Annotated in this window: 25 protein-coding genes, 1 tRNA gene and 1 other RNA gene; 17 read left to right on the top strand and 10 right to left on the bottom strand. The window is 63.3% G+C overall.

Annotated features, from left to right (window positions below; all coding sequences use genetic code 11):
* Positions 1-33: 33 nt before the first annotated feature.
* From ftsE to ssrA, 6 genes are all read left to right on the top strand, one after another.
* Positions 34-720, top strand: coding sequence for a cell division ATP-binding protein FtsE (gene ftsE, locus A5785_RS08545; protein ID WP_005203585.1), 687 nt, complete (start codon positions 34-36; stop codon positions 718-720).
* A 109-nt stretch (positions 721-829) separates the two neighbouring features.
* Positions 830-1,741, top strand: coding sequence for a permease-like cell division protein FtsX (gene ftsX, locus A5785_RS08540; RefSeq protein WP_005203583.1), 912 nt, complete (start codon positions 830-832; stop codon positions 1,739-1,741).
* 103 nt (positions 1,742-1,844) lie between these two features.
* Entirely contained in the window at positions 1,845-2,318 is a 474-nt protein-coding gene (gene smpB / locus A5785_RS08535; protein ID WP_064865861.1) for an SsrA-binding protein SmpB, read from the top strand.
* A 50-nt stretch (positions 2,319-2,368) separates the two neighbouring features.
* On the top strand, positions 2,369-3,589 hold the full coding sequence (locus A5785_RS08530; protein WP_197500813.1) for a glycoside hydrolase family 27 protein: 1,221 nt from the start codon (positions 2,369-2,371) through the stop codon (positions 3,587-3,589).
* Positions 3,590-3,877: 288 nt separating this feature from the next.
* Positions 3,878-4,795, top strand: coding sequence for an alpha/beta hydrolase (locus A5785_RS08525; RefSeq protein ID WP_231895454.1), 918 nt, complete (start codon positions 3,878-3,880; stop codon positions 4,793-4,795).
* Positions 4,796-4,903: 108 nt separating this feature from the next.
* Positions 4,904-5,276, top strand: a transfer-messenger RNA (tmRNA) gene (gene ssrA / locus A5785_RS08520).
* Between the two features lie 15 nt (positions 5,277-5,291).
* On the opposite strand, the gene A5785_RS08515 is transcribed toward ssrA, so the two are convergent.
* Together A5785_RS08515 and A5785_RS08510 are read right to left on the bottom strand one after the other, a co-directional pair.
* Positions 5,292-5,894: a TetR/AcrR family transcriptional regulator gene (locus tag A5785_RS08515; RefSeq protein WP_005203576.1), complete on the bottom strand. Its 603-nt coding sequence runs from the start codon at positions 5,892-5,894 to the stop codon at positions 5,292-5,294.
* A gap of 106 nt (positions 5,895-6,000) precedes the next feature.
* Positions 6,001-6,588 (bottom strand): alpha/beta hydrolase, encoded by a 588-nt coding sequence (locus tag A5785_RS08510; protein ID WP_005203574.1) that lies wholly within the window; start codon positions 6,586-6,588, stop codon positions 6,001-6,003.
* A 70-nt stretch (positions 6,589-6,658) separates the two neighbouring features.
* Here A5785_RS08510 and pgm point away from each other — a divergent pair, with 70 nt between their 5' ends.
* The 6 genes from pgm to A5785_RS23660 all read left to right on the top strand — a co-directional run bounded on the left by pgm (position 6,659) and on the right by A5785_RS23660 (position 10,842).
* Positions 6,659-8,299, top strand: coding sequence for a phosphoglucomutase (alpha-D-glucose-1,6-bisphosphate-dependent) (gene pgm, locus A5785_RS08505; RefSeq protein ID WP_005203572.1), 1,641 nt, complete (start codon positions 6,659-6,661; stop codon positions 8,297-8,299).
* A gap of 137 nt (positions 8,300-8,436) precedes the next feature.
* On the top strand, positions 8,437-9,183 hold the full coding sequence (locus A5785_RS08500; RefSeq protein ID WP_039854772.1) for a DsbA family protein: 747 nt from the start codon (positions 8,437-8,439) through the stop codon (positions 9,181-9,183).
* A 327-nt stretch (positions 9,184-9,510) separates the two neighbouring features.
* Positions 9,511-9,804 carry a hypothetical protein gene (locus tag A5785_RS23675; protein ID WP_231895453.1) on the top strand — a complete coding sequence of 98 codons (294 nt, stop codon included), beginning with the start codon at positions 9,511-9,513 and terminating at the stop codon, positions 9,802-9,804.
* Positions 9,735-10,139, top strand: coding sequence for a YczE/YyaS/YitT family protein (locus A5785_RS23670; RefSeq protein ID WP_231895452.1), 405 nt, complete (start codon positions 9,735-9,737; stop codon positions 10,137-10,139). The genes A5785_RS23675 and A5785_RS23670 overlap by 70 nt, the downstream gene beginning before the upstream one ends.
* A gap of 113 nt (positions 10,140-10,252) precedes the next feature.
* Complete coding sequence (locus A5785_RS23960; protein WP_324288141.1) at positions 10,253-10,657, top strand: hypothetical protein; 405 nt, start codon at positions 10,253-10,255, stop codon at positions 10,655-10,657.
* On the top strand, positions 10,654-10,842 hold the full coding sequence (locus A5785_RS23660) for a hypothetical protein (RefSeq protein ID WP_231894604.1): 189 nt from the start codon (positions 10,654-10,656) through the stop codon (positions 10,840-10,842). The genes A5785_RS23960 and A5785_RS23660 overlap by 4 nt, the downstream gene beginning before the upstream one ends.
* A gap of 149 nt (positions 10,843-10,991) precedes the next feature.
* On the opposite strand, the gene A5785_RS08485 is transcribed toward A5785_RS23660, so the two are convergent.
* Positions 10,992-12,161: an aminotransferase-like domain-containing protein gene (locus A5785_RS08485; RefSeq protein WP_064865858.1), complete on the bottom strand. Its 1,170-nt coding sequence runs from the start codon at positions 12,159-12,161 to the stop codon at positions 10,992-10,994.
* A 211-nt stretch (positions 12,162-12,372) separates the two neighbouring features.
* Here A5785_RS08485 and ykgO point away from each other — a divergent pair, with 211 nt between their 5' ends.
* On the top strand, positions 12,373-12,495 hold the full coding sequence (gene ykgO / locus A5785_RS22865) for a type B 50S ribosomal protein L36 (protein ID WP_082946557.1): 123 nt from the start codon (positions 12,373-12,375) through the stop codon (positions 12,493-12,495).
* 74 nt (positions 12,496-12,569) lie between these two features.
* Here the strand turns inward: ykgO and A5785_RS08480 are convergent, their stop codons facing one another.
* Entirely contained in the window at positions 12,570-13,232 is a 663-nt protein-coding gene (locus A5785_RS08480; RefSeq protein ID WP_064865856.1) for a response regulator, read from the bottom strand.
* The gene (locus tag A5785_RS08475) at positions 13,229-14,371 is read right to left on the bottom strand and encodes a sensor histidine kinase (protein WP_064865854.1); all 1,143 of its coding nucleotides are present in this window, start codon (positions 14,369-14,371) and stop codon (positions 13,229-13,231) included. Before A5785_RS08475 ends, A5785_RS08480 begins: the two co-directional genes overlap by 4 nt.
* A 162-nt stretch (positions 14,372-14,533) precedes the next feature.
* On the opposite strand from A5785_RS08475, the gene A5785_RS08470 reads away from it, so the two are divergent.
* A complete protein-coding gene (locus A5785_RS08470) occupies positions 14,534-15,037 on the top strand; it encodes a DUF6326 family protein (protein ID WP_064866176.1) in 504 nt (167 codons plus the stop codon).
* 73 nt (positions 15,038-15,110) lie between these two features.
* On the opposite strand, the gene A5785_RS23475 is transcribed toward A5785_RS08470, so the two are convergent.
* A complete protein-coding gene (locus tag A5785_RS23475) occupies positions 15,111-15,278 on the bottom strand; it encodes a hypothetical protein (RefSeq protein ID WP_197500812.1) in 168 nt (55 codons plus the stop codon).
* A 64-nt stretch (positions 15,279-15,342) separates the two neighbouring features.
* On the opposite strand from A5785_RS23475, the gene A5785_RS08460 reads away from it, so the two are divergent.
* The 3 genes from A5785_RS08460 to A5785_RS08450 all read left to right on the top strand — a co-directional run bounded on the left by A5785_RS08460 (position 15,343) and on the right by A5785_RS08450 (position 17,377).
* Positions 15,343-16,188: a LysR family transcriptional regulator gene (locus A5785_RS08460; protein WP_064865852.1), complete on the top strand. Its 846-nt coding sequence runs from the start codon at positions 15,343-15,345 to the stop codon at positions 16,186-16,188.
* A gap of 261 nt (positions 16,189-16,449) precedes the next feature.
* Positions 16,450-16,812 (top strand): hypothetical protein, encoded by a 363-nt coding sequence (locus A5785_RS08455; RefSeq protein WP_156528022.1) that lies wholly within the window; start codon positions 16,450-16,452, stop codon positions 16,810-16,812.
* 103 nt (positions 16,813-16,915) lie between these two features.
* The gene (locus A5785_RS08450) at positions 16,916-17,377 is read left to right on the top strand and encodes an SRPBCC family protein (RefSeq protein WP_064865848.1); all 462 of its coding nucleotides are present in this window, start codon (positions 16,916-16,918) and stop codon (positions 17,375-17,377) included.
* A gap of 104 nt (positions 17,378-17,481) precedes the next feature.
* Here A5785_RS08450 and A5785_RS08445 read toward each other — a convergent pair whose 3' ends face one another.
* The 4 genes from A5785_RS08445 to A5785_RS08430 all read right to left on the bottom strand — a co-directional run bounded on the left by A5785_RS08445 (position 17,482) and on the right by A5785_RS08430 (position 19,549).
* On the bottom strand, positions 17,482-17,871 hold the full coding sequence (locus A5785_RS08445) for a type II toxin-antitoxin system death-on-curing family toxin (protein WP_064865846.1): 390 nt from the start codon (positions 17,869-17,871) through the stop codon (positions 17,482-17,484).
* Complete coding sequence (locus tag A5785_RS08440; RefSeq protein ID WP_156528020.1) at positions 17,868-18,173, bottom strand: hypothetical protein; 306 nt, start codon at positions 18,171-18,173, stop codon at positions 17,868-17,870. Before A5785_RS08440 ends, A5785_RS08445 begins: the two co-directional genes overlap by 4 nt.
* A 456-nt stretch (positions 18,174-18,629) precedes the next feature.
* Positions 18,630-19,181, bottom strand: a complete 552-nt coding sequence (locus A5785_RS08435; RefSeq protein ID WP_064865841.1) for a hypothetical protein — start codon at positions 19,179-19,181, stop codon at positions 18,630-18,632.
* Positions 19,182-19,476: 295 nt separating this feature from the next.
* A tRNA-Ala gene (locus tag A5785_RS08430) sits at positions 19,477-19,549 on the bottom strand.
* Positions 19,550-19,664: the final 115 nt, after the last annotated feature.

Below are 19,664 nucleotides of genomic sequence, written 5' to 3'. Positions count from 1 at the left end.
ACCTCTCAGGCGTCACCGTTACACTCTGTTGTCGTGATCAAGCTGGAGAACGTGACGATGAAGTACAAGGCATCCAGCCGACCCGCCCTCACCGACCTCGATCTCGAGGTCGACAAGGGCGAGTTCGCGTTCCTCATCGGCCCCTCTGGTTCTGGCAAGTCGACGTTCTTCCGGCTGCTGCTCAAAGAGGATCGGCCGACGAAGGGTGAGGTGTACGTCGGCGACTTACACGTGAACCGCCTTCGCGGACGCACGGTGCCCAAGCTGCGGCAATCCATCGGATGTGTGTTCCAGGACTTCCGGTTGCTGCAGCAGAAGTCGGTGGCCGACAACGTGGCGTTTGCGCTCGAGGTGATCGGCAAGCAGCCGTCGACCATTCGCCGTGTCGTACCTGAGGTCCTCGAGTACGTGGGTCTCGAGGGCAAGCAGGACCGTATGCCCTACGAGCTGTCGGGCGGTGAGATGCAGCGTGTCGCCATCGCGCGGGCGATCGTCAACCGGCCACTGGTCCTGCTCGCCGACGAACCCACGGGCAACCTCGATCCGGAGACCAGCGAGGAGATCGTCGACGTGCTCGACCGCGTCAACCGGCGCGGAACAACCGTCGTCATGGCGACGCACGATCGGCACATCGTCGACGCGATGCGACGTCGGGTACTCGAGTTCGACAACGGCAGACTCGTCCGCAACGACGCACAGGGCGTGTACGGCATCGGCTGACCGTCGGCTCAGGTGAGCGCGATCGCGCGCCACCGACCATGTCGACGCCCGTCAGTCCGCGTACCACCAGCCCGCGTACTCCACAGACCAAAGGATGTGTAGCACCAGCATGCGAGCGAACTTCATCATCCGCGAGGTCTTCAACGGTCTCCGCCGCAACGTCACGATGACGGTCGCGATGATCCTCACCACTGCCATCACTCTCGGCATGCTCGGTGGCGGATTGTTGGTCATCCAGATGGCGAACAAGAGTCAGAAGATCTTCCTCGACCGTGTCGAGATGCAGTTCTACATCAACGACGACGTCAGTGCGGCCGACCCGGATTGCCAGAAAGCACCCTGTTCGACGCTGCGCACCGACCTCGAGAACGAGCCGGGAGTGGGCTCGGTGACCTACGTCAGCAAGGCTGACGCGTACAAGGCGGCGAAAGCGGCGTTCGAGCAGAGCGCACCGGAGATCGCCGACATGATCTCGCCCGATGCCAACCCCGCGTCGCTCAAGGTTCGGATGAGTGACGCCAACCAGTTCGGCGCGGTGCTCGACAAATACGCCGACCGGAAGGATCTCGGCGTCGATGGCGTTCTAGACCAGCGAGAGCTGGTGAAACGTATCTTCAGCGTGCTCGACGGGGTGCGCAACGCGGCGTTCGCGGTGGCCGCGGTCCTTGCGGTGGCGGCGATCCTGTTGATCGTCAACACGGTTCAGGTCGCGGCGTTCACCCGGCGGACGGAAGTGTCGATCATGCGGTTGGTCGGTGCGACCCGCTGGTACACGCAGCTGCCGTTTCTGTTGGAGGCCGTGTTCTCGGCCTTCATCGGTTCGTTGCTGGCGATCGGCGGCCTTTTCGCGGCGAAGGTGTTCTTCTTCGACAAGGCGTTGAACGACCTCTACGGCGTCAACATCCTGGCCAGGATCACCGCGGGCGACGTGCTGTTCGTGTCGCCGTGGCTGATCCTCGCCGGAATTGTGTTGGCAGGCGCGACGGCGTATGTCACGCTGCGTGTCTATGTTCGTGAGTAGCGGCCGACGATGGAAGTCGTCGGTAGCCGAGTGAGAATCGACGAGCGTAGCGAGGAGGCTCGGAGCGAAGGCTGGCCGACGATTAGAGAGAAAGGCATGAGTAATGGCGAAGGAGAAGGGGCGCAATGTGATTGCGTCGAATCGTAAGGCTCGCCATAACTACGCCATCCTGGACACCTACGAGGCCGGTGTCGCTCTGGTTGGGACCGAGGTCAAGAGTCTTCGGGAGGGCAAGGCGTCGTTGGTCGACGCATTCGCCACCATCGACGACGGCGAGGTGTGGCTGCGTAGCCTGAACATCGCCGAGTACGGTCGCGGTTCGTGGACGAACCACACGCCGCTGCGTAAGCGCAAGCTGCTCATGCATCGGAGCGAGATCGACAATCTGATCGGTAAGATCCGCGACGGCAACCTCACCTTGGTGCCTTTGTCGCTCTATTTCAACGACGGCAAGGTCAAGGTCGAGCTGGCACTTGCTCGCGGTAAGCAGGCGCATGACAAACGCCACGACATCGCTCGACGCACCGCGCAGCGTGAGGTCGAACGCGAGCTGGGTCGTCGGGTCAAGGGCATGTGACCACGACGTCGCCTCATCGTCGAACACATTTCTCGGTGGTTGCCGCCCTGGTGGCGGTGATCGCCGCGTTGGCGGCTGTCGCGTGTACGCCGCAGCAGGAGGGTCGGATCGGCGGTGACGGGCCCGCGATCCCGGGGCTTGCGGCGGTTCCCCCGATGGGGTGGAACAGTTGGAACAGTTTCGGATGTGGGATCACCGAGCAGATCGTCCGTGCGCAGGCTGATGCGCTCGTGTCGTCGGGGCTGCGCGATGCCGGCTACAAGTATGTGATCGTCGACGATTGCTGGGCCGCGCCGCAGCGCGACGCCTCGGGCAGGCTGCAGGCTGATCCGTTGCGATTCCCTTCCGGGATGGCCGCACTCGGTGCCTACCTGCATGAGCGTGGCCTGCTCTTCGGTATCTACTCCGGCGCGCGGGACAAGACCTGCACGCAGTATCAGGGCGCGTATCCAGGCGCGACGGGCAGCGGTGGTCATGAGGTGATCGACGCTCAGACGTTCGCCGGGTGGGGCGTCGACTATCTCAAGTACGACTGGTGTTCGTCGAATACGTCCCACGACGATCAGGTCTCGTCGTTTACCGCGATGCGAAATGCGTTGCGCGACACAGGCCGTCGCATCGTGTTTGCGATCAATCCCAACAGTGGCGTCGCCGGATCGGTACCCGGTGCCCAATTCGATTGGGGCGGAACGGCAACGACGACTCGTGTGACCAACGACGTCACGCCCGCGTGGTCGACCGCGAATGGGCCGTCGGGGTATCAGGGCATCGTCAACATCGTCGACGCCGCCGGGCCGCTGACCGCGCGGGTGAAGCCGGGGTCGTTCATCGACCCGGACATGCTCGTCGTCGGATCATCTGGGCTCACAGCGGCGGAGCAGCGTACGCAGATGTCGATGTGGTCGATGATGGCTGCGCCTCTCATCGCGGGCAACGATCTGACGAACATGTCGCAGCAGACGCTCGACACGTTGCGCAACGCGGCAATCATCGCGATCGACCAGGATTCGCGAGTCGTCGCAGGCGCGATGGTCGACGACGATCCCGAGGTGTGGTCGCGTGCGATCGGCGACAAGGGTCTGGTCATCTCGCTGACCAACCGTTCCGATCATGCTCGGACGCTGTCTGTGTCATTGGGGAGCGTCGGACTCGTGGGTGATGCGTCGGTCACCGGTGTCGACGCGTGGACCGGGCGTTCGTTCACGGCGCAGCACGGTGAGTTGGCGGTGCCGGTGGGCGTGCACGACACGGCAGTCCTCGAGATTCGCTGAGTGCGTCGTCGCCGGGTCACGTCGACGACTCGGGGGTATCTCGGGACGGTCGTTTGCGTTGCGATCTAGTTTCGACCGACGATGAGCGGCGCGCCGAGTCCGGAAGGTTGCTGTGAGTGTCGGTAGACATGCCGGGTGATCACGAGAGGACTACCACAGCCGGAACATCAGCCACAGGCGTCACAGTCGTCACGGATACTGCGAACGCTGCGACCGTTGGAGGCGCCGAGGCGGTGTCGGCGCGGTGCGTCGATCGTCGCCACGTCGCTGGCCGTTGTCCTGGCGACCGTGGCAGCAGTGCTCACGGGTACCGCGGTCGCGGCTCCTGCGTCGGCGGCGGTAGTGCGCATCGATCGGGTCGACGACCAACTGTCGATCGTCTACGTGTACTCGCCGTCGATGGGGAGGGTGATCCCCAATCAGGTATTGCGACCGCGCGGCGAGGTCTCGGCGCCGGTCTTCTATCTGCTCAACGGACGGTCGGGCGGCGTCGAAGGTGACAGTTGGCTCGAGCAGACCGACCACCGATCGTTCTTCGCCGGCAAGAACGTGACAGTGGTGTCGCCGCTGGGTGGGCCGTACGCGTGGTATGCCGACTGGCAGCGGCCGGACCCCGCGCTCGGCGTCAACAAGTGGGAGACGTACCTGCTGCGGGAACTGCCGGGTGCCATCTCAGGCCCGCTGCGCGCGAACGGCCGCAACGCGATCGCCGGTCTGTCCCTCTCCGGTGGTCCCGCGCTCGACATCGCCGGGCGGGGCGGATCGCTCTATCGCGCGGCGGCGTCGTACAGCGGTTGCCCTGCCATCAGTGCGCCGCCCGCGACCGCAGGCGTCTTCGCCACGACATCGATAGGCGGTGGCAACGCGCTGAACATGTTCGGACCTCCCGGATCGCCCGCGTGGGTCGATCACGACCCTTCGCGCAATCCTGCACGACTGCGGGGAAAGGCCATCTATCTTGGCGCGGCGTCGGGCTTGCCGGGACGAACCGACGGTGCTCCCCTCGGCGCGCCGTCGTTGCTGGCCGGGCCCGCCGAGGTGGAGATGGGGACCCGCTGGTGTACCGACCAGATGGCCGCCGCTCTCAATGGGGCGGGGATACCGCACACGTACCGTGTATTCGAGCAGGGTGCGCACACCTGGTCGTTGTTCGCCACCGAGATGCGCGACAGTTGGCGGGTGATCGGACCAGCGCTCGGCGCTTGAGAGATGGACGGCGCGCGGCAGTGATCAGGGCCGAAGAGAAAAGGGAATGAACCGCGTGCCGTGGGTTGTTATAGTGGAGCTTCCGCCGGTTTCCGGTGGAACCATCTCGGGGCTGATCGGTTTCGACTACGTGCGTCGAGGTGGGGGAAGCGTGTCGGTGCAGGCCAGAGACCACCGTTAAGCGTCGCGGCAACCAATTAAGCGCCGATAAGAATCAGCGCGACTACGCACTCGCTGCCTGACAGCGACTGCGTGTCTGTTGGCCCGGGTTTTGCTCCCTTGCCCGGTGCCGGCATCATCTCAGGGAGCTCACTGTCCACTCCGGTCGCGGGAGTGAACGGGACATCTCACAGCGACTGGGATCGTCATCTCGGCTTGTTCGCGTGACCGAGAGATCCGAGTAGAGATATAGCGGACTGCACACGGAGAAGCCCTACCGAAGCGACGGAGGACCCGGGTTCAATTCCCGGCAGCTCCACGAAAGCCTCCCACCTGTTTACGCAGGTGGGAGGTTTTTTTGTGCGGTGCCCTCGCCGTACATGGTGAGCCAGAACGATCGAGCCATTGCCGAGGCGAACGCGCGGTCGTAGCCGTCGTCGGCGAGTTGCATGACGTCGGAGAAGCCTGCCTGCATGCCCACCACGATGAATCGAGCCGTCTGATCGGGCTCGATGTCGGGGGATGCGATTCCCGCGGCCTGCTCGGTGCGGATTCGTTCGGCGATATCGGCCGTGTAGTTCTGCAGGCCTCGTCGGAAGTTGTCGCCGAAGCGGGTGTCGGTGCTCGTCGTCTCCAGATACGCACGCCAGATCACACGGTAGCGGCGTGCGGAGGCGAAGAGTTCGACGATGACGTCGGCCAGCGCCTCCGGACGTGCCTGCGACGGTTCCTTCCAGTAGCGGTCGGCCGTCGCGACGAACTCGGCGAGCAGTGGAGTGGTGAGCTGCAGAATGAGCGCGGTCTTGTCGGGGAACCACTGATAGAACGTCGATCGGGAGACCTCGGCGACCTCGAGGATGCGTTCGACGGGGATGTCGGCGTAGTGCTCACCGGTTTCCAGAATTGCCGATGTCGCATCGAGGATTCTGCTCTCCGACATCGTTTTCCGCCTACCCGCCCTTGGCATGCGCACACGGTACCGCGTGGAACAGGTAGGCGATGCCCGGTGTGCAGCGCGCAACGGATTTCCGCGATAACCGGTGAAATCAGCTGTCATCGGCAAGTGCGCGACCGACGATGTCGAGCGCTGAACGCTGCCACAGTGAGACGTGGTCGAGCATCGCGTGCCGCCCACCCGGCACCGAGACGAACGTGGCGTCGTAACCGGCGTCGCGCAGTTCGGCGATGCCTTCGACGGTACGTCGTGGTGATGTGAGGGTGTCGGCGTCGCCGTGGATGGCGCGCACGCGCACGCCTCGACGGATATGGCGCCAGTCGCGATGCTGCCACCAGGGGGCCAGCGCGAGTATGTCGGCGACCCGTGGGTCGGCGCCGAGGTGTGCCGCCACGCGCCCGCCCATCGAGTGTCCGATGAGGACGACGGGAACGTCGGGGTTGTCGCGAGTGATCGAATCGAGCGCTGCCCGCGCATACGGAAGGGGGCTTGCCTGGCCGCCGTTCCATCCGTACACGCGGTAGCGGACCTGCCGTACGTCGACGGCGCTGCCGAACCTCGCGCGTATCGACCACGTGAATGGGTACATCCTCAGCGCTGTTCCCTGGGTCGCTCGGAACGGGCGGTAGCTGTTGTCGGTCCCACCGGGCAGGACGAGCACATTCAGTCGCGGGGTCATCGACTCCAGCATGACGCCGGTGGAACAAGGGACTGACGGCGGCGCCGGGTTTCGGGCACAATCTAGGACTATGGCTTCCCCACGTGCCGGCACTCCGGCTCAGCCCGAAGACCTCATCGACGTCGACGCCGTCGTCGGCGCCTATTACGACAAGGTGCCCGATCCGGACGATCCCGGGCAACGGGTCGTCTTCGGTACCTCGGGGCACAGGGGGTCGAGCCTCGACTCCGCGTTCAATGAAGCGCACATCCTCGCGATCACCCAGGCGATCGTCGAGTATCGCGCAGGCGCGGGTATCACCGGCCCGTTGTTCATCGGATTCGATACGCACGCACTGTCGGTTCCGGCGTGGAAGTCCGCACTTGAAGTTCTGGTGGCCAACGGGGTGACCGTCTATACCGCCGAAGGCGACACCTACACGCCGACCCCCGCTGTCAGTCGCGCGATCCTCGCGTTCAATGCTGCCAATCCCGGTGTGCAATCAGACGGCATCGTCGTCACCCCATCACACAACCCGCCGCGTGACGGCGGCTTCAAATACGATCCGCCGACAGGTGGCCCCGCCGATACGACGATCACATCGTGGGTCGCCAACCGTGCCAACGAATTGCTGACGGCGAAACTCGATGGGGTCAAACGCATTCCGTTCGAAAAAGCCCGACGCGACGAATTGGTACACGACTATTCGTTCGTCATGAATTACACCGACGGCCTGGCATCGGTCGTCGACCTCGAGGCGATCCGCAAGGCGGGGATTCAGTTCGGTGCCGACCCACTCGGTGGTGCGTCAGTCGGCTATTGGGCCGCCATCGGGTTCCGGTACAACCTCGACAAGCTCACCGTCGTGAATCCGACTGTGGACCCGACGTTTTCATTCATGACGCTCGACACGGACGGTCAGATCCGGATGGACTGTTCGTCGCCGGACGCGATGGCCTCGCTCATCGAGTCGCGTGATTCCTACGACATCGCCACGGGTAACGACACCGACGCCGACCGTCACGGCATCGTCACCCCCGACGGCGGGTTGATGAACCCCAATCACTATCTGGCAGTTGCGATCGACTACCTGTACACGCATCGGTCGAACTGGTCGCCTGACGCCGCGGTCGGGAAGACTCTGGTGAGTTCGAGTCTCATCGACCGGGTCGTTGCGGGCATCGGCAGGAAGCTCATCGAGGTGCCGGTGGGGTTCAAATGGTTCGTCGACGGCCTGCTCGACGGCAGCATCGCGTTCGGCGGCGAAGAGAGTGCAGGCGCGTCGTTTCTCACGTTCGACGGTGGTCCGTGGTCGACCGACAAGGACGGCATCATCATGGCGCTGCTGGCGTCGGAGATCCTCGCGGTCACCGGCAAGACGCCGTCGGAGCGCTACCGCGAGCTGGCTGCGGAGTACGGCGAATCCGCTTATGCCAGAACGGATGCGCCCGCCACCCGCGAACAGAAGGCGGTGCTTGCGAATCTTTCCGCTGATCAGATCACTGCCACCGATCTCGCCGGCGACCCGATCACCGCGGTCATGACGAAAGCGCCGGGCAACGATGCGCCGATCGGCGGTGTGAAGGTCACCACCGCAGACGCCTGGTTTGCCGCGCGGCCGTCGGGTACCGAAGACAAGTACAAGATCTATGCCGAATCGTTCAAGGGCGTCGAGCACCTCGCGAGGGTGCAGGAGCAGGCGCAGGAGGTCGTCGACGCCGCCCTGTCGTGACTCGACGGAGCTTGTCATGACTCGACGGTGCTGTGGCGGATCACCGGTGCGTTAGGCTCGCCCGTGGTGCCACGCTGCTGACCGGTGTTGCGCACCCGCTCCGCAGGAGGGCACGGCGACCACACGAAGGATGATCTGTGACTGACAGGCGCAAGCCACCCGCATCGACGTCGAAACACCAACCTCGCTCGACGTCGAGCACGTCGACGTATGTGTTGTTGGGAATCGCGGTAGTGGTGGTGATCGCTCTGGTCGTCGGCGGCGTGCTGTGGAACCGCAACCGCGACCACGGGGGGACAGCGAACGAGCAGGTCCTCAACTCCAACGCCGCGTTGATCATCGGAGCTCCCGACGCGAAGACGACGATCGACGTCTTCGAGGACTTCATGTGCCCGGTGTGCAAGCAGTTCGAGGAGCAGTCGGGTCAGGCGATTGTGAGCGCCGTCGATGGGGGCAGGCTTCGAGTTCGCTACCACATGTTGAACTTCCTCAACCGCCAGTCGGCGTCGGGCAGCTACTCGAGTCGTGCGGCGGGCGCTCTGCAATGTGTTGGCGCAGGGGAGAATAAAGAGGTCTTCTTCAAGTTCCACACCGCGCTGTTCGCGGATCAGCCGAAGGAAGGTGGCCACTCCGATAAGTCGAACTCTGACCTGGCGAAGGTCGCGGCCGAGCAGGGCGCCAACGCAGTGACGCAGAAATGCATCGCCGATGGGTCCAAGGTCGCCGAGGGGGAGAAGGCGGCAGAAGAGTCAGAGAATCAGCTGGCCAAGGCCACAGGGGGACAGGTCGCCACACCGACGGTGCTCTCCGGCGGCGTGCCTGTGGACGGGATTCTCAACGGAACCGGATGGCTCGACTCGCTGCTCGGCAAAGCGAGTGAATAGTCGTTCTCGGTAGTCGCTGGAACGGTCGTGGATCTCACAGACTCAGATCTCACGGACCTAGATCTCACACACGTAGATCTCAAACACGTTGCGACGACGCGACGCGAGAGCACAAAGGCCCGAAATCGCCCGATCGCTGTCGTTTTGGTGGCACCCTTGGTATCACTTGTTGTCAGGGGGCCTGTGACCGAGGCGGTGACGTTCAGCGATGACCGGACCAGACGACAGTCGGGACGACACACACTCTGACCGATCCGACGAGTCGACGACCCGTCGGACTCGACGCTGCTCGACGGCTACTACGTCCGGCGCATCTTCTGGGCTCTGGTGGGCATCGCGGTCCTCTCTCTGGGATCGGCGGTGCTGCGCGTCGGCCAGGTTGGCGTCGACCCGTACACCGCGGCGAACATCGGCATCAGCAACACGCTTGGGATCGACCTCGGTACCTACCAGTTGATCAGCAACGCAGTTCTTTTCATTCCTATGCTGCTGTGGGGTCGCCAGTACATCGGAATCGGATCGATCATGAACATGTTCTGGTCGGCTACTTCGTGCAGTGGTTCAGCACGTGGCTCGATCCGTACTTTTCCGACAATCTCGCGGCATGGCAGAAGATGGTGATGTTCGCTATAGGGATCACCTTCTTCTGTTACGGCGCATCGCTATATATGACTTCGGCACTTGGCAATTCACCCTACGACGCGGTTGCGCCGATCATCGTCGACCACTCGAAAATGCCGTATCGGGCAGTGCGAACATGTCAAGACTTGGTCTTTGTCGTGCTCGCAGTGATCTTTCACGGCACGATCGGTGCAGGCACTGTGGTTACCGCATTCTTTACCGGACCGCTGATCGAGACCTTCACCGAGAAGGTGAACAAACCGTTGATGCGCAAGGACCTTACGGCCGCCAGTGCGAAAAAATCACGCGTGGTGATGGGACGGTCACACTTCTGACGTCGGGCATCCACACCCCACCGTTACGGATTCACGCTTCGGTGTAAATGCGGGGCCGACGGTTCCGTCCGTGGGGGGGACGAGTCGTACAACTGTGAAATGGAAGGCAGGACATGACCGAATATGTCGTAGCGATCAGTTTCCCGGAGAACTCAACGACCTACGAGGTGTACAACACCATCACCAACTCCGGCTCATCGGTCGGGCTGGTCTCCGCGGCCATCGTGCAGCGTGACGACGCGGGTCATCTGACGATCACCGAGGGCGGCGACGTGAAGTCCGGCGACGCCACGGTCGGTGGCTCCTTGATCGGGATGCTGATCGGCGTGCTCGGTGGGCCCTTGGTGTTCTGCTCGGATTTGGCCTCGGTGCCGCAGGCGGCGCGCTGGTCGACGCCAGCCGTTCCGACGACCTCGACGACGCGATCACGGAGTTCGGCAAGACCGTTCGCCCCGGCGGCAATGCCATCCTCGCGCAGACCGACGAGGCCGACACCGCAGCGCTCGACGCTTTGGTGACCAAGTACGACGGTGCCATCGTGCGTCGCCCGCTCGACGAGGTTCTCTCCGAGCTCGAGGCTCAACAGGATGCCGCTGAGGCCGCAGCCGAGGCCGCTCGTAAGAAGCTCCACGACGAGAAGAAGGCCGAGAAGAAGGAAAAGCACGAAGAGCGCGTCGAAAAGCTGAAGGCGAAGTTCTCCTGAGCTGACACGTCCGCTGCTCGAACGAGACCCCTTCGACGACGCGTCGAAGGGGTCTCGTTCTGTGTCGGCCCGTGTCCCAGGGGACATCGCAATCATGCTGAAAGGCAACGATTTTCGGGGATGGGCGTACGTGCGTTCTGGTGCGGCCCTCAGTTGTCGTTGACAGCCGTGCCCAACCGCCGGACCGCCTCACGTAGTCCGTCGGGCTGCAGAGTCGCAAAACTGAGGCGTGCGCAGTCTGTGAGGTTGGCATTCACGGCGAACGCCGAGCCCGGCACGAACGCGACGCCGCGCGACACAGCGACGTTCAGTAGCTTGTCGGTATCGACGTCAGGCAACCGCACCCAACAGAACATGCCGCCCGAGGGTGGCGCGTACTCGACGGAGTCGCCGAACTCGTCGTCGAGTGCAGACGCCAAAGACTGCGCGCGAGAAGAATATTCGGACGTCATTGCGCGGACGTGGGCGTCGAACCACGCCGTGTCCGCGAGCAGATCAGCCACCATCAGTTGGTTGAGTGTGGAGCCGCACAGGTCGGCACACTGCTTGAGTCGCTCGATGAGGGCCACGACTCCCGGGTCTGCATTCAACCATCCGACACGTAGTGCCGGAGCAAGTGTCTTCGACGCCGAGCCGAGTCGGATCGTCCGTCCGCCAGGAATGGGGGCGGGTGGCGCGCTGCGGAATCCGAGGCGGCCGTAGGGATCGTCCTCGACGATCCAGAACCCGTACCGTTCGGCAAGGTCCGCCAGCTGCTCGCGGGTGGACGTGCTCGCGGTGATCCCTGATGGATTATGGAAATTGTTGACCGTGTGCACGAGTCGAGGGCGGGTTCCGCCCTCGAGAAGCTCGACCAGCGCTGCTACGTTCGTCCCCTCATTCGTGATCGGCAGGGCGACGATTGCGGCGCGCGCACACTGAAATGCCTGCAGCGCACCGACGTACACGGGGTCGTCGACGACGACGACGTCATCGGGATCGATGATCGCCTGGGCGAGCAACGACAACGCTTGCTGAGAACCGTGGGTCAGCAGGATTCGTGAGGGGTCGACGCCTTCGACCATCGCCACCGCGTCGCGACAGTGCGACGCTCCGCGGCTCGTCGTGTACTGCAGGGCGCCGGGGCGGCCCATGACCCGTGCCGCGGCGTCGGCGATGCGGTCGGTAGGAATGAGGTCGGTCGCGGGAAGGCCGCCCGCCAGGCTCAGCATCTCGGGTTGCTCGGTGACGGCGAGGAGATTGCGAATCGCCGATCCTCGCACGGCTCGGAGCGCTGCTGATTCGTTCGGGACTGCTGGGATTGTCGTGGAATGCGGCATGCGGCACCACTCCTGCTCTCGGGGGACGGAACGTGGAGGTGATGCGGATGGTCACCGTGAAGGCGCGCGAGGTTGGATCGCCTGCCGACAGCGTAGTGGGGAATCCCATTAAATGATATTGGAGTCTCATATAATGAGATAGACCCGAGTATGGTCACGCGTGGTGCGCGGGGCCTCGGTAATGAAAATGACTATCGTTTACAATAGTGGGATGAAAGTACGTAATTCGCTTCGCTCGCTGAAGAACAAGCCAGGAGCCCAGGTGGTCCGCCGTCGGGGGCGCCTCTTTGTCATCAACAAGAAGGACCCTCGGTACAAGGGGCGCCAGGGCTGAGTCCGGCCATCTGGCGCGGAATCTGCAATGGCACCAGCGTCGTAACGATTCGGGTGGGGCGTTGATGGCCGATCTCAGCAGTAGTCGGAGTTCATGCGCCTGGTGTCGTACGCCCACATGGCGATCTCGACGCGGTTGCGCGCGCCGAGTTTCGCCATCAACGAGGCAACGTGGGTTTTGACGGTGCTCATGCCGACGAAGAGTTCTGTGGCGATCTCGGCGTTGGTCCGTCCCCGAGCCACGAGCGTGAGCACCTCTTCTTCGCGCTGGGTGAGTGGGTCCACGGGTTGGACCGGAACGGCCGGCGCCTGATCGGCGAAAGTCGCCAGTAGTCGACGGGTGATGTTGGGGGCGATCAACGCGTCGCCGCGAGCTGCGGCATGAATGGCCTGGACGAGGAGGTCGGGCCCGGCATCCTTGAGGAGGAAACCGCGAGCGCCGGCGCGCAGCGCGCCGAGAACGTACTCGTCGAGGTCGAAGGTGGTGATCACGACGACCGCCAGCGGATCGGTCACTTCTGGCCCGGCCATGCGCCGCGTCACCTCGACGCCGTCGAGCCCAGGCATCCGGATGTCGACAAGGAGGACGTCGGGACGCAAGCTGGTCGCCAACTCGAGCGCGGTCAAACCGTCTCCTGCCTTCCCCACAACAGCGATGTCGGGTTGGGCGTCCAAGATCATCACCAGACCCGCCAGAACGAGGTCCTGGTCGTCGGCGACGACAACGCGAATGCTCATGCCGGCCCCTGCTGCATCGGCAACACGGACTCGACCATCCAGCCGCCCTCGGGGCGCGGCCCGGCGCGCAACGATCCGCCGAGAATTTCGACGCGCTCGGTCATTCCCAGCAGGCCGAACCCATGCTCTGGGACAGACCCCGGTTCGGTCTGTCCGTCGTCACTGACGCGCAGCCTGACGGCGTCGCCCTCACGGCGCACCTCGATCTCGACGCGGGCCGCACCCGGCGCGTGCCGTACCGCGTTGGTCAGCGATTCCTGTGCGATGCGGTAGATCGCGGAGTCCACAGGTCGCGTCAGTCCGGTCAGCGAACCGTCCAGCACGACCGCCACGGTGGGCGTGGCATCGGTCCGCGCCAAAGCAGGTAGATCCGCGACGCCCAACTGCGGCGAGTAAGAGGTGGGCTCCGCGTCGCGTAGCAGCCGAACCATCGACCGCATCTCCCCAAGGGTTCGACTCGCTTCTGACTCGATCGCAGCAAAGACCGCGGCCGCCTTCTCAGGGTGGCTACCCGCGATTACGCCACCGGCTTGCGCCTGCACCGCGATCGCAGAGACATGGTGGGCGACGGTGTCGTGCAACTCGCGCGCCAGCGCCACCCGCTCCTGATTGCGTACGTCACGCTGTCGCCGCTGCTCGAGGTCGGCGCGATAACGGAACACCGCCGCGAGTGCTACGCACAACAGCAGCAGAACGCTGCCGCCGAATACATCTGCCCAACGTGCGGAGGAAGCCCACATTCCAAGTGCGGCAACGGCCGCCACGAACGCTGCGCCCAGGACAGCGTCGCGGCCCGAACCCCATCGCACCACGGAGTAGAGCAGAATCAGAACCGCCAGCACGGAATAGAGGCCGACGTCGGTGGTGTGCGTGACGAGTTGACACACCGACAGCAGTCCGGCGACGCCCCATCCGATCAGTGCGGCTGTCAACGGTCGTTTCCGCCGCCAGACGAGCGGGGGAATGAGCACCAACGCGAGAACGGTGATCAGCGGCCGCCAGGACACATCCGGCCGAGCGATGCCCTCGACCACGACGGCAGCGGCAAACACGACCACGAGCGTCCAGTCGAGCCGCCCGATGGGGGGCGCGTCGGCGGGACGCGGCTCGTGCCAGAGGGCGCGCCAGACAGTGACCACTTCTCCAGCCTAGGGATCGGTGACCCCACGCGTAACCGCCGAAAGTACGAGACAACGACCCCACCATCGGCCGGTGAATTACGACCTCCGGCACGATGTCTGCGCCGCCGGCTTTGAGTGATCGTGGACTCACCGATCCGCACGACAGCCACGGAGTTCACGATGAGTACACGCCAATCCGCCACTGCGACAAGAAATGATCAGACACTGGAAGACCAGCAGGTTCCGGTACAGGCCAAGCTCGCCGCAGCGTGGACGAGCTTCATGTTTCTGTACGCATACGTCGACATTCTCGGCTTCTTCACGCCCGGCATAGTGAAGGACATCCTCGACGGTCGGGTGTACGAGTTCGATCTCTCCCAGACCTTTTCGGTCACGGCGCTGACCCTCGTGGCCATCCCGATCTTCATGGTGGTGCTGTCGACGACGCTTCCGGCCCGCGTGAACCGCATCACCAACCTCGCAGTGGCCGCGCTGTATGTCCCCATCACAGCGTTCAACGTGGCAGGCGGCTCGTGGCTGTACTTCTACGGTCTGGGCGTCGTCTTGGAATTGATCCTGCTGGCCCTCATCGTGCGATACGCCTGGACATTCACCACGGGACCACGCCGGCGTCCTCGAAAAGACCGCCGGTCGGACCGTCGTCGGGAAGAGTTGCCAACCTGATGGCGATCGCCGCGCCCTGCTCGGGCGTCCGCACTCCGCTGAAGCCGTTCAGGTCGGTGGCGACGAAGCCGGGTTACGCGGCGTTGATCAGGATGTTGGTGTCTGCGAGGGCATGTACGTACTGCAGCATCACCGCGTTGAGAAATGTCTTCGACGGTGGATAGGCAATCGCGACAGGTCCTGTGGTGGTGAGGCTCGCGTCGCCGGACTGTCGGTTCAACGACCCGACGCTGCTGGACATGTTGACGATTCGCGGTGCTGTCGACTAGCCGTCACCTGGTGCCGTCGAACGAATGGGAGGTGGCATGGAAACCCGAGAGTTGCGTTACTTCATCGCCGTCGCCGACGAATTGCATTTCGGCCGAGCGGCAAGACGATTGGGCATTGCCCAGTCCCCGTTGTCGCGAGCGATCAGTCAACTCGAACGTCGGCTTGGTATTCAGTTGTTGCAACGTGACAGTCGGTCCGTGCGCCTGACCCCTGCCGGTGGCGTTCTACTCGAGGAAGGACGCATTGCGCTCGACGCCGTCGACGCCGCAGAACAACGCACTCGACGTGCCGCCGCCGAGACCACCGCTCAGCCCGGGATCGTCCTTGCCACCAAAGCGGGTGCCTCCAACGAGTTGTTGGCGAAGCTCTTGCACGCATACTCGGCCGAGCCGGGGGCCAGTCGTGTCGACGTCACACTCTGCAGACCAGGCGAGCAGGCGTATCTCCTGCGCACCGGGCGCGCAGACGTCGCAATCCTCCACCTTCCCTACGACGACGCCACGGCCTTCGACACCGAAGAACTCGTTACCGAGGGGCAGGTTGCAGTCCTGCCGGCTGGGCACCCCCTGACGCTCCGAGAGACCCTGCTTCTGGAGGATGTGGACCTGGCGGAGTTTCCGCCGCCGCGGTGGCCGAGGTCCGACGGCACCTACGCTGCTGGCCCGGGACCCGAGATTCATAGCCATGCGCAACTGCTTCAGTTGATTTCACTCGGGCGGACGCTGATGGTCGCGCCGGACTCATGCAGATCCCAGTTGCCCGAGGACCTGGTGGCCGTCCCGGTTGTCGATGCCCCTAACGTCACGACTGTCATCGCCTGGCCGGAACGCGGCCGATCCCTGGCCGTTGCCCACCTTGTCCGGACAGCGCTGACAATGTAGCGCCGCGTAGTCACTGCGATTGCGCACTTGAAGGCATACGCCGACACGCGGCCGAAGCTGTTGCGCCTGAGCGTGCGGATCGTCGCTGGGACACCGAAAGTCCGCGTCGTCGGCGGCGCCTCTGACCTCGGCGCTTCGTGTCTGGTTTGTCTACCGTCTCGCACCGGGTTGCTTCCGTCGTACGACAGAGTTGGGGCACACGAACAGCTGTCCTACGCACGGACCCACTGCAGAAGACGGCGGCGGCTAGTGTCATGAGCCGTGGGTGATTCAACATTGAGCGGTGTCGAGGCAGTCGAAATTGCCAGCGAGCTTCCAGGGGTCAGTGCGTGGGTGTCGCCTATCACCATCACTCCCCTCGGGTTGGGCTTCAGCGTCTACGCGAAAACGGACGTTCGCGGCGTTCGCTATCACGTGTCGGCGGTGACTGAACTCGCAGGCGAAACTGTATGGATCGGCGGCAGCAATTCGGCCGATGCAAAATTCTCTATGACACAGCTGTGGTGGAAAGTTGAGCCGGATCAGGTCCAGTGGCCGCTGACGATCCGAATTTACGAGGCTGACGGGCACGACCCGGCAGACCGGCGGCACATCGAGACGTTAACGGCAGCCCGCCAACTCTGAACGATGACGAAGGCCCACCGAATTGCTCGGCGGGGTCCGTCGTTGTCGGCGGGTCAGGTTGGTGAACCCCACCTGTGTCACTGACAATGTCTACGGTAGGGACGTGTCTGAACGTCAGGACTCGACGCCGCCCCTGATCGAACTCGCAATCTACGTGGCGCGACCGCCGGAAGTCGCATGGCGAGCGTTGACTGAGCCGGACCTGATGGCGCGATGGCTTTCGTGCACTGTCGGCTTCGTCGCAAAGGTGGGGACCACCTTCATCGTCGAAGTTGCCGTCCCCGATCATTCCGCTGCCGAGATGGCGTGCCAGGTCGCGGCCGCCGACGCTCCTGAGCACCTCGCATACAGCTGGACCGACCTCCGCGGAGATCCACCTGTTCGATGGATGATCGACTATCGCCTGACGTCCCACGGCAGGGGTAGCCGGTTGTTCTGGCAGATGAGCGGCTTCGACGTCGAGGATCGCTCTCAGCGATTCGCGCGCAACGGGATCGAGCGATCATGGGACCGGACGATACTGCCGAAGTTCGCCGCCGTCGTGAACTCGATTGACGGCGAGTAGGTGAGCTGTTGAGTGTCGCGCACGACTTACGAAACCCGCTCCGACGTAGGTCGGAGCGGGTTTCTTGTCTGTGGGCCTGAGGGGACGACGATAGAACCTCATACTTACGCAGGAACCAGTTCGCGAAGTCGGATCGCAGTCTCAGGAACATCGAGTTCGCCACCAGCAACCGCCGTCACGAGCGACTCCGCCTCTTCGGCATCCAGGACTGTCGTAATCCACAGTGGCGCAGCACCATTCACAATCAGAAACATCCAGGCAGCAGCCCACGCTGTTCGCTTGTTTCCATCCAGCAGGGCCTGGGTCGTTGCAAATGAATGCAAAATCGCGGCAGCCTTGTCCCAAAGCGTCGGGAAGGCGTCGGTCCCAAACGCCGTCGAGGCCGGCCGAAGGACGTTTGCTGCGAACTGAGCATTGTCGCCGACGACAACCAGGAACTTGCAGGCGCGAGAACCTGCCGCCAAAATCTCCGACCCGGTGAGGTACGCGGTCACGCCAAGCGGCGATTGAGTTCAGCAGACCAATCAGCCACCTGCGTGGCGACGAGCTCGATGTACGCCGCCCGCACTTCAGGTGTCATTGATTCGATATCTGGAGCGTCGTTGGCCTCCGGGTCCACGCTGCCGACCCGCGCAGCCTCCGAATACTCCGCACTGCCAGCTGCCGATGTCGCGGCTCTGAACTTTCCGGTGACAGCGCTGCGCTCGTGTCGAATGCCCTTACCCACGGGCTGACCGGCGATCCGAGCGGTGCGGGAGGTCGACGTCGGCGACACCCGTCGGGACCTGCGTGCCATATGTCATCTCCTCCTTCGCACCACGAAGCGTCCTGCCTGCCCATATTAGACGAGATTCCCCTGGCCACCTCGGACTCCATTGCAACTCAACACGACCATCGAGCAAGCTGCACTCCTCCGCCGCTCCTCGGTGACGCCGATGCGCGCTCGATTGAGTCGTTACTCGGCAGGTTGGGGACGCCCGCCAGGCTCGAATTCGGTGTTCTCGCAGCGAAGAGCGCGTACCTCGGCCTCGTGTCAGCGACCGTTTTCGACCCTTTCTCAGAATCAGGACCGCTCAGGACGACGATGGAACTCCGTGGCCGCGCGGTGAACAACTCAGCGAGTCACTGCAAATTCGGTAACCTCGACTTTCACCATTGGCAGCCGCCACCACGAGGCTAGCCGTGATGCCCACACAGGCCATGGATGCGCCAGGCTTCGACTGAGTTCAAACAATTTGCGGTACAACAACATTTAGCCTCTCGGGCCAGGCTGTTCATGCATATGCACATCGTCAGGCATGGCGACGTAGGCATCGATACACATCTGCAAAACCAACATCGACAATGGGACGATCTCGTCAGGATCGACATCCTCGATGCCCTCCACATGATCGAAACTGCCGATTCCAAGTTCGACCTGAGCCCAGAAGCGGTCGAGGTCTCGCAGAATCGTGATGGCGTCGACAAGCAGTTCAACGTGCGGTTCGTGGTCAGGATCGACGACGTACTTCGCCAACTCGTGCGTCAGGTCGTGGCGGTGGGCGTACACATCATTGAGCTTGTCGGCCTGCTCAACGGTGATCGCGTCCATCTGAATCAGCCACAGCAGCGACGCACGGAACGCGCTCTGCGGCGCCAGCAGTAGGACCTCACGCTCATATGGCTCCCGCTCCTGCATTGACATGACATCACCAAGCTCGATAACCCCTACGCAGAAGTATCCACGCACTTTGTCGAGCACAATTTGCTTGATCATTTCGTGTGTCAGCTGGTATAGGCCAGCAAACGCCATCGTGGCACGCATCCGATCTCCTGATAGCTCAGGCATCTATGCTGGCGCGTCATCCTGCAGTTCCGCCACCGATTTTCGACCGTTCTCACCGCTCCGACGGCGAGCTACTTCCAGTGGCCGGTGCAGGATTCGCTGATCGTGGCGTGCCCGACCCCCGCTACTCGACCAAGACGATTGCCACGACGACACCGCGTCGACGAGGGAGGTGGCCCGTCAGCCGAGCGATGGCACATTCAGCGCCACGCTGTGGGGATTCGACACAACGAGGGGCACGCCAGGAATAGTTCCTGACCTGCCCTTTGTGTTGTGGAGCTAAGGGGACTCGAACCCCTGACCCCCACACTGCCAGTGTGGTGCGCTACCAGCTGCGCCATAGCCCCGTATTCATGAATGCGCGCCCGGTGAAATCGGTCCCAAGCGCAAAGGCGAAACTACACCATGGGCGTAGTCGGAACCAAATTCGGTCGTCCCCGTTGGATCGGTGTGCGTAGCGTG

The organism is Gordonia sp. 852002-50395_SCH5434458 (genome assembly GCF_001665905.1).
In the GTDB taxonomy this organism is placed as follows: Bacteria; Actinomycetota; Actinomycetes; order Mycobacteriales; family Mycobacteriaceae; genus Gordonia; species Gordonia jacobaea.
The sequence above is the reverse complement of the archived record's forward strand: the minus strand, read 5'-3'. Positions and strand labels throughout refer to the sequence as shown.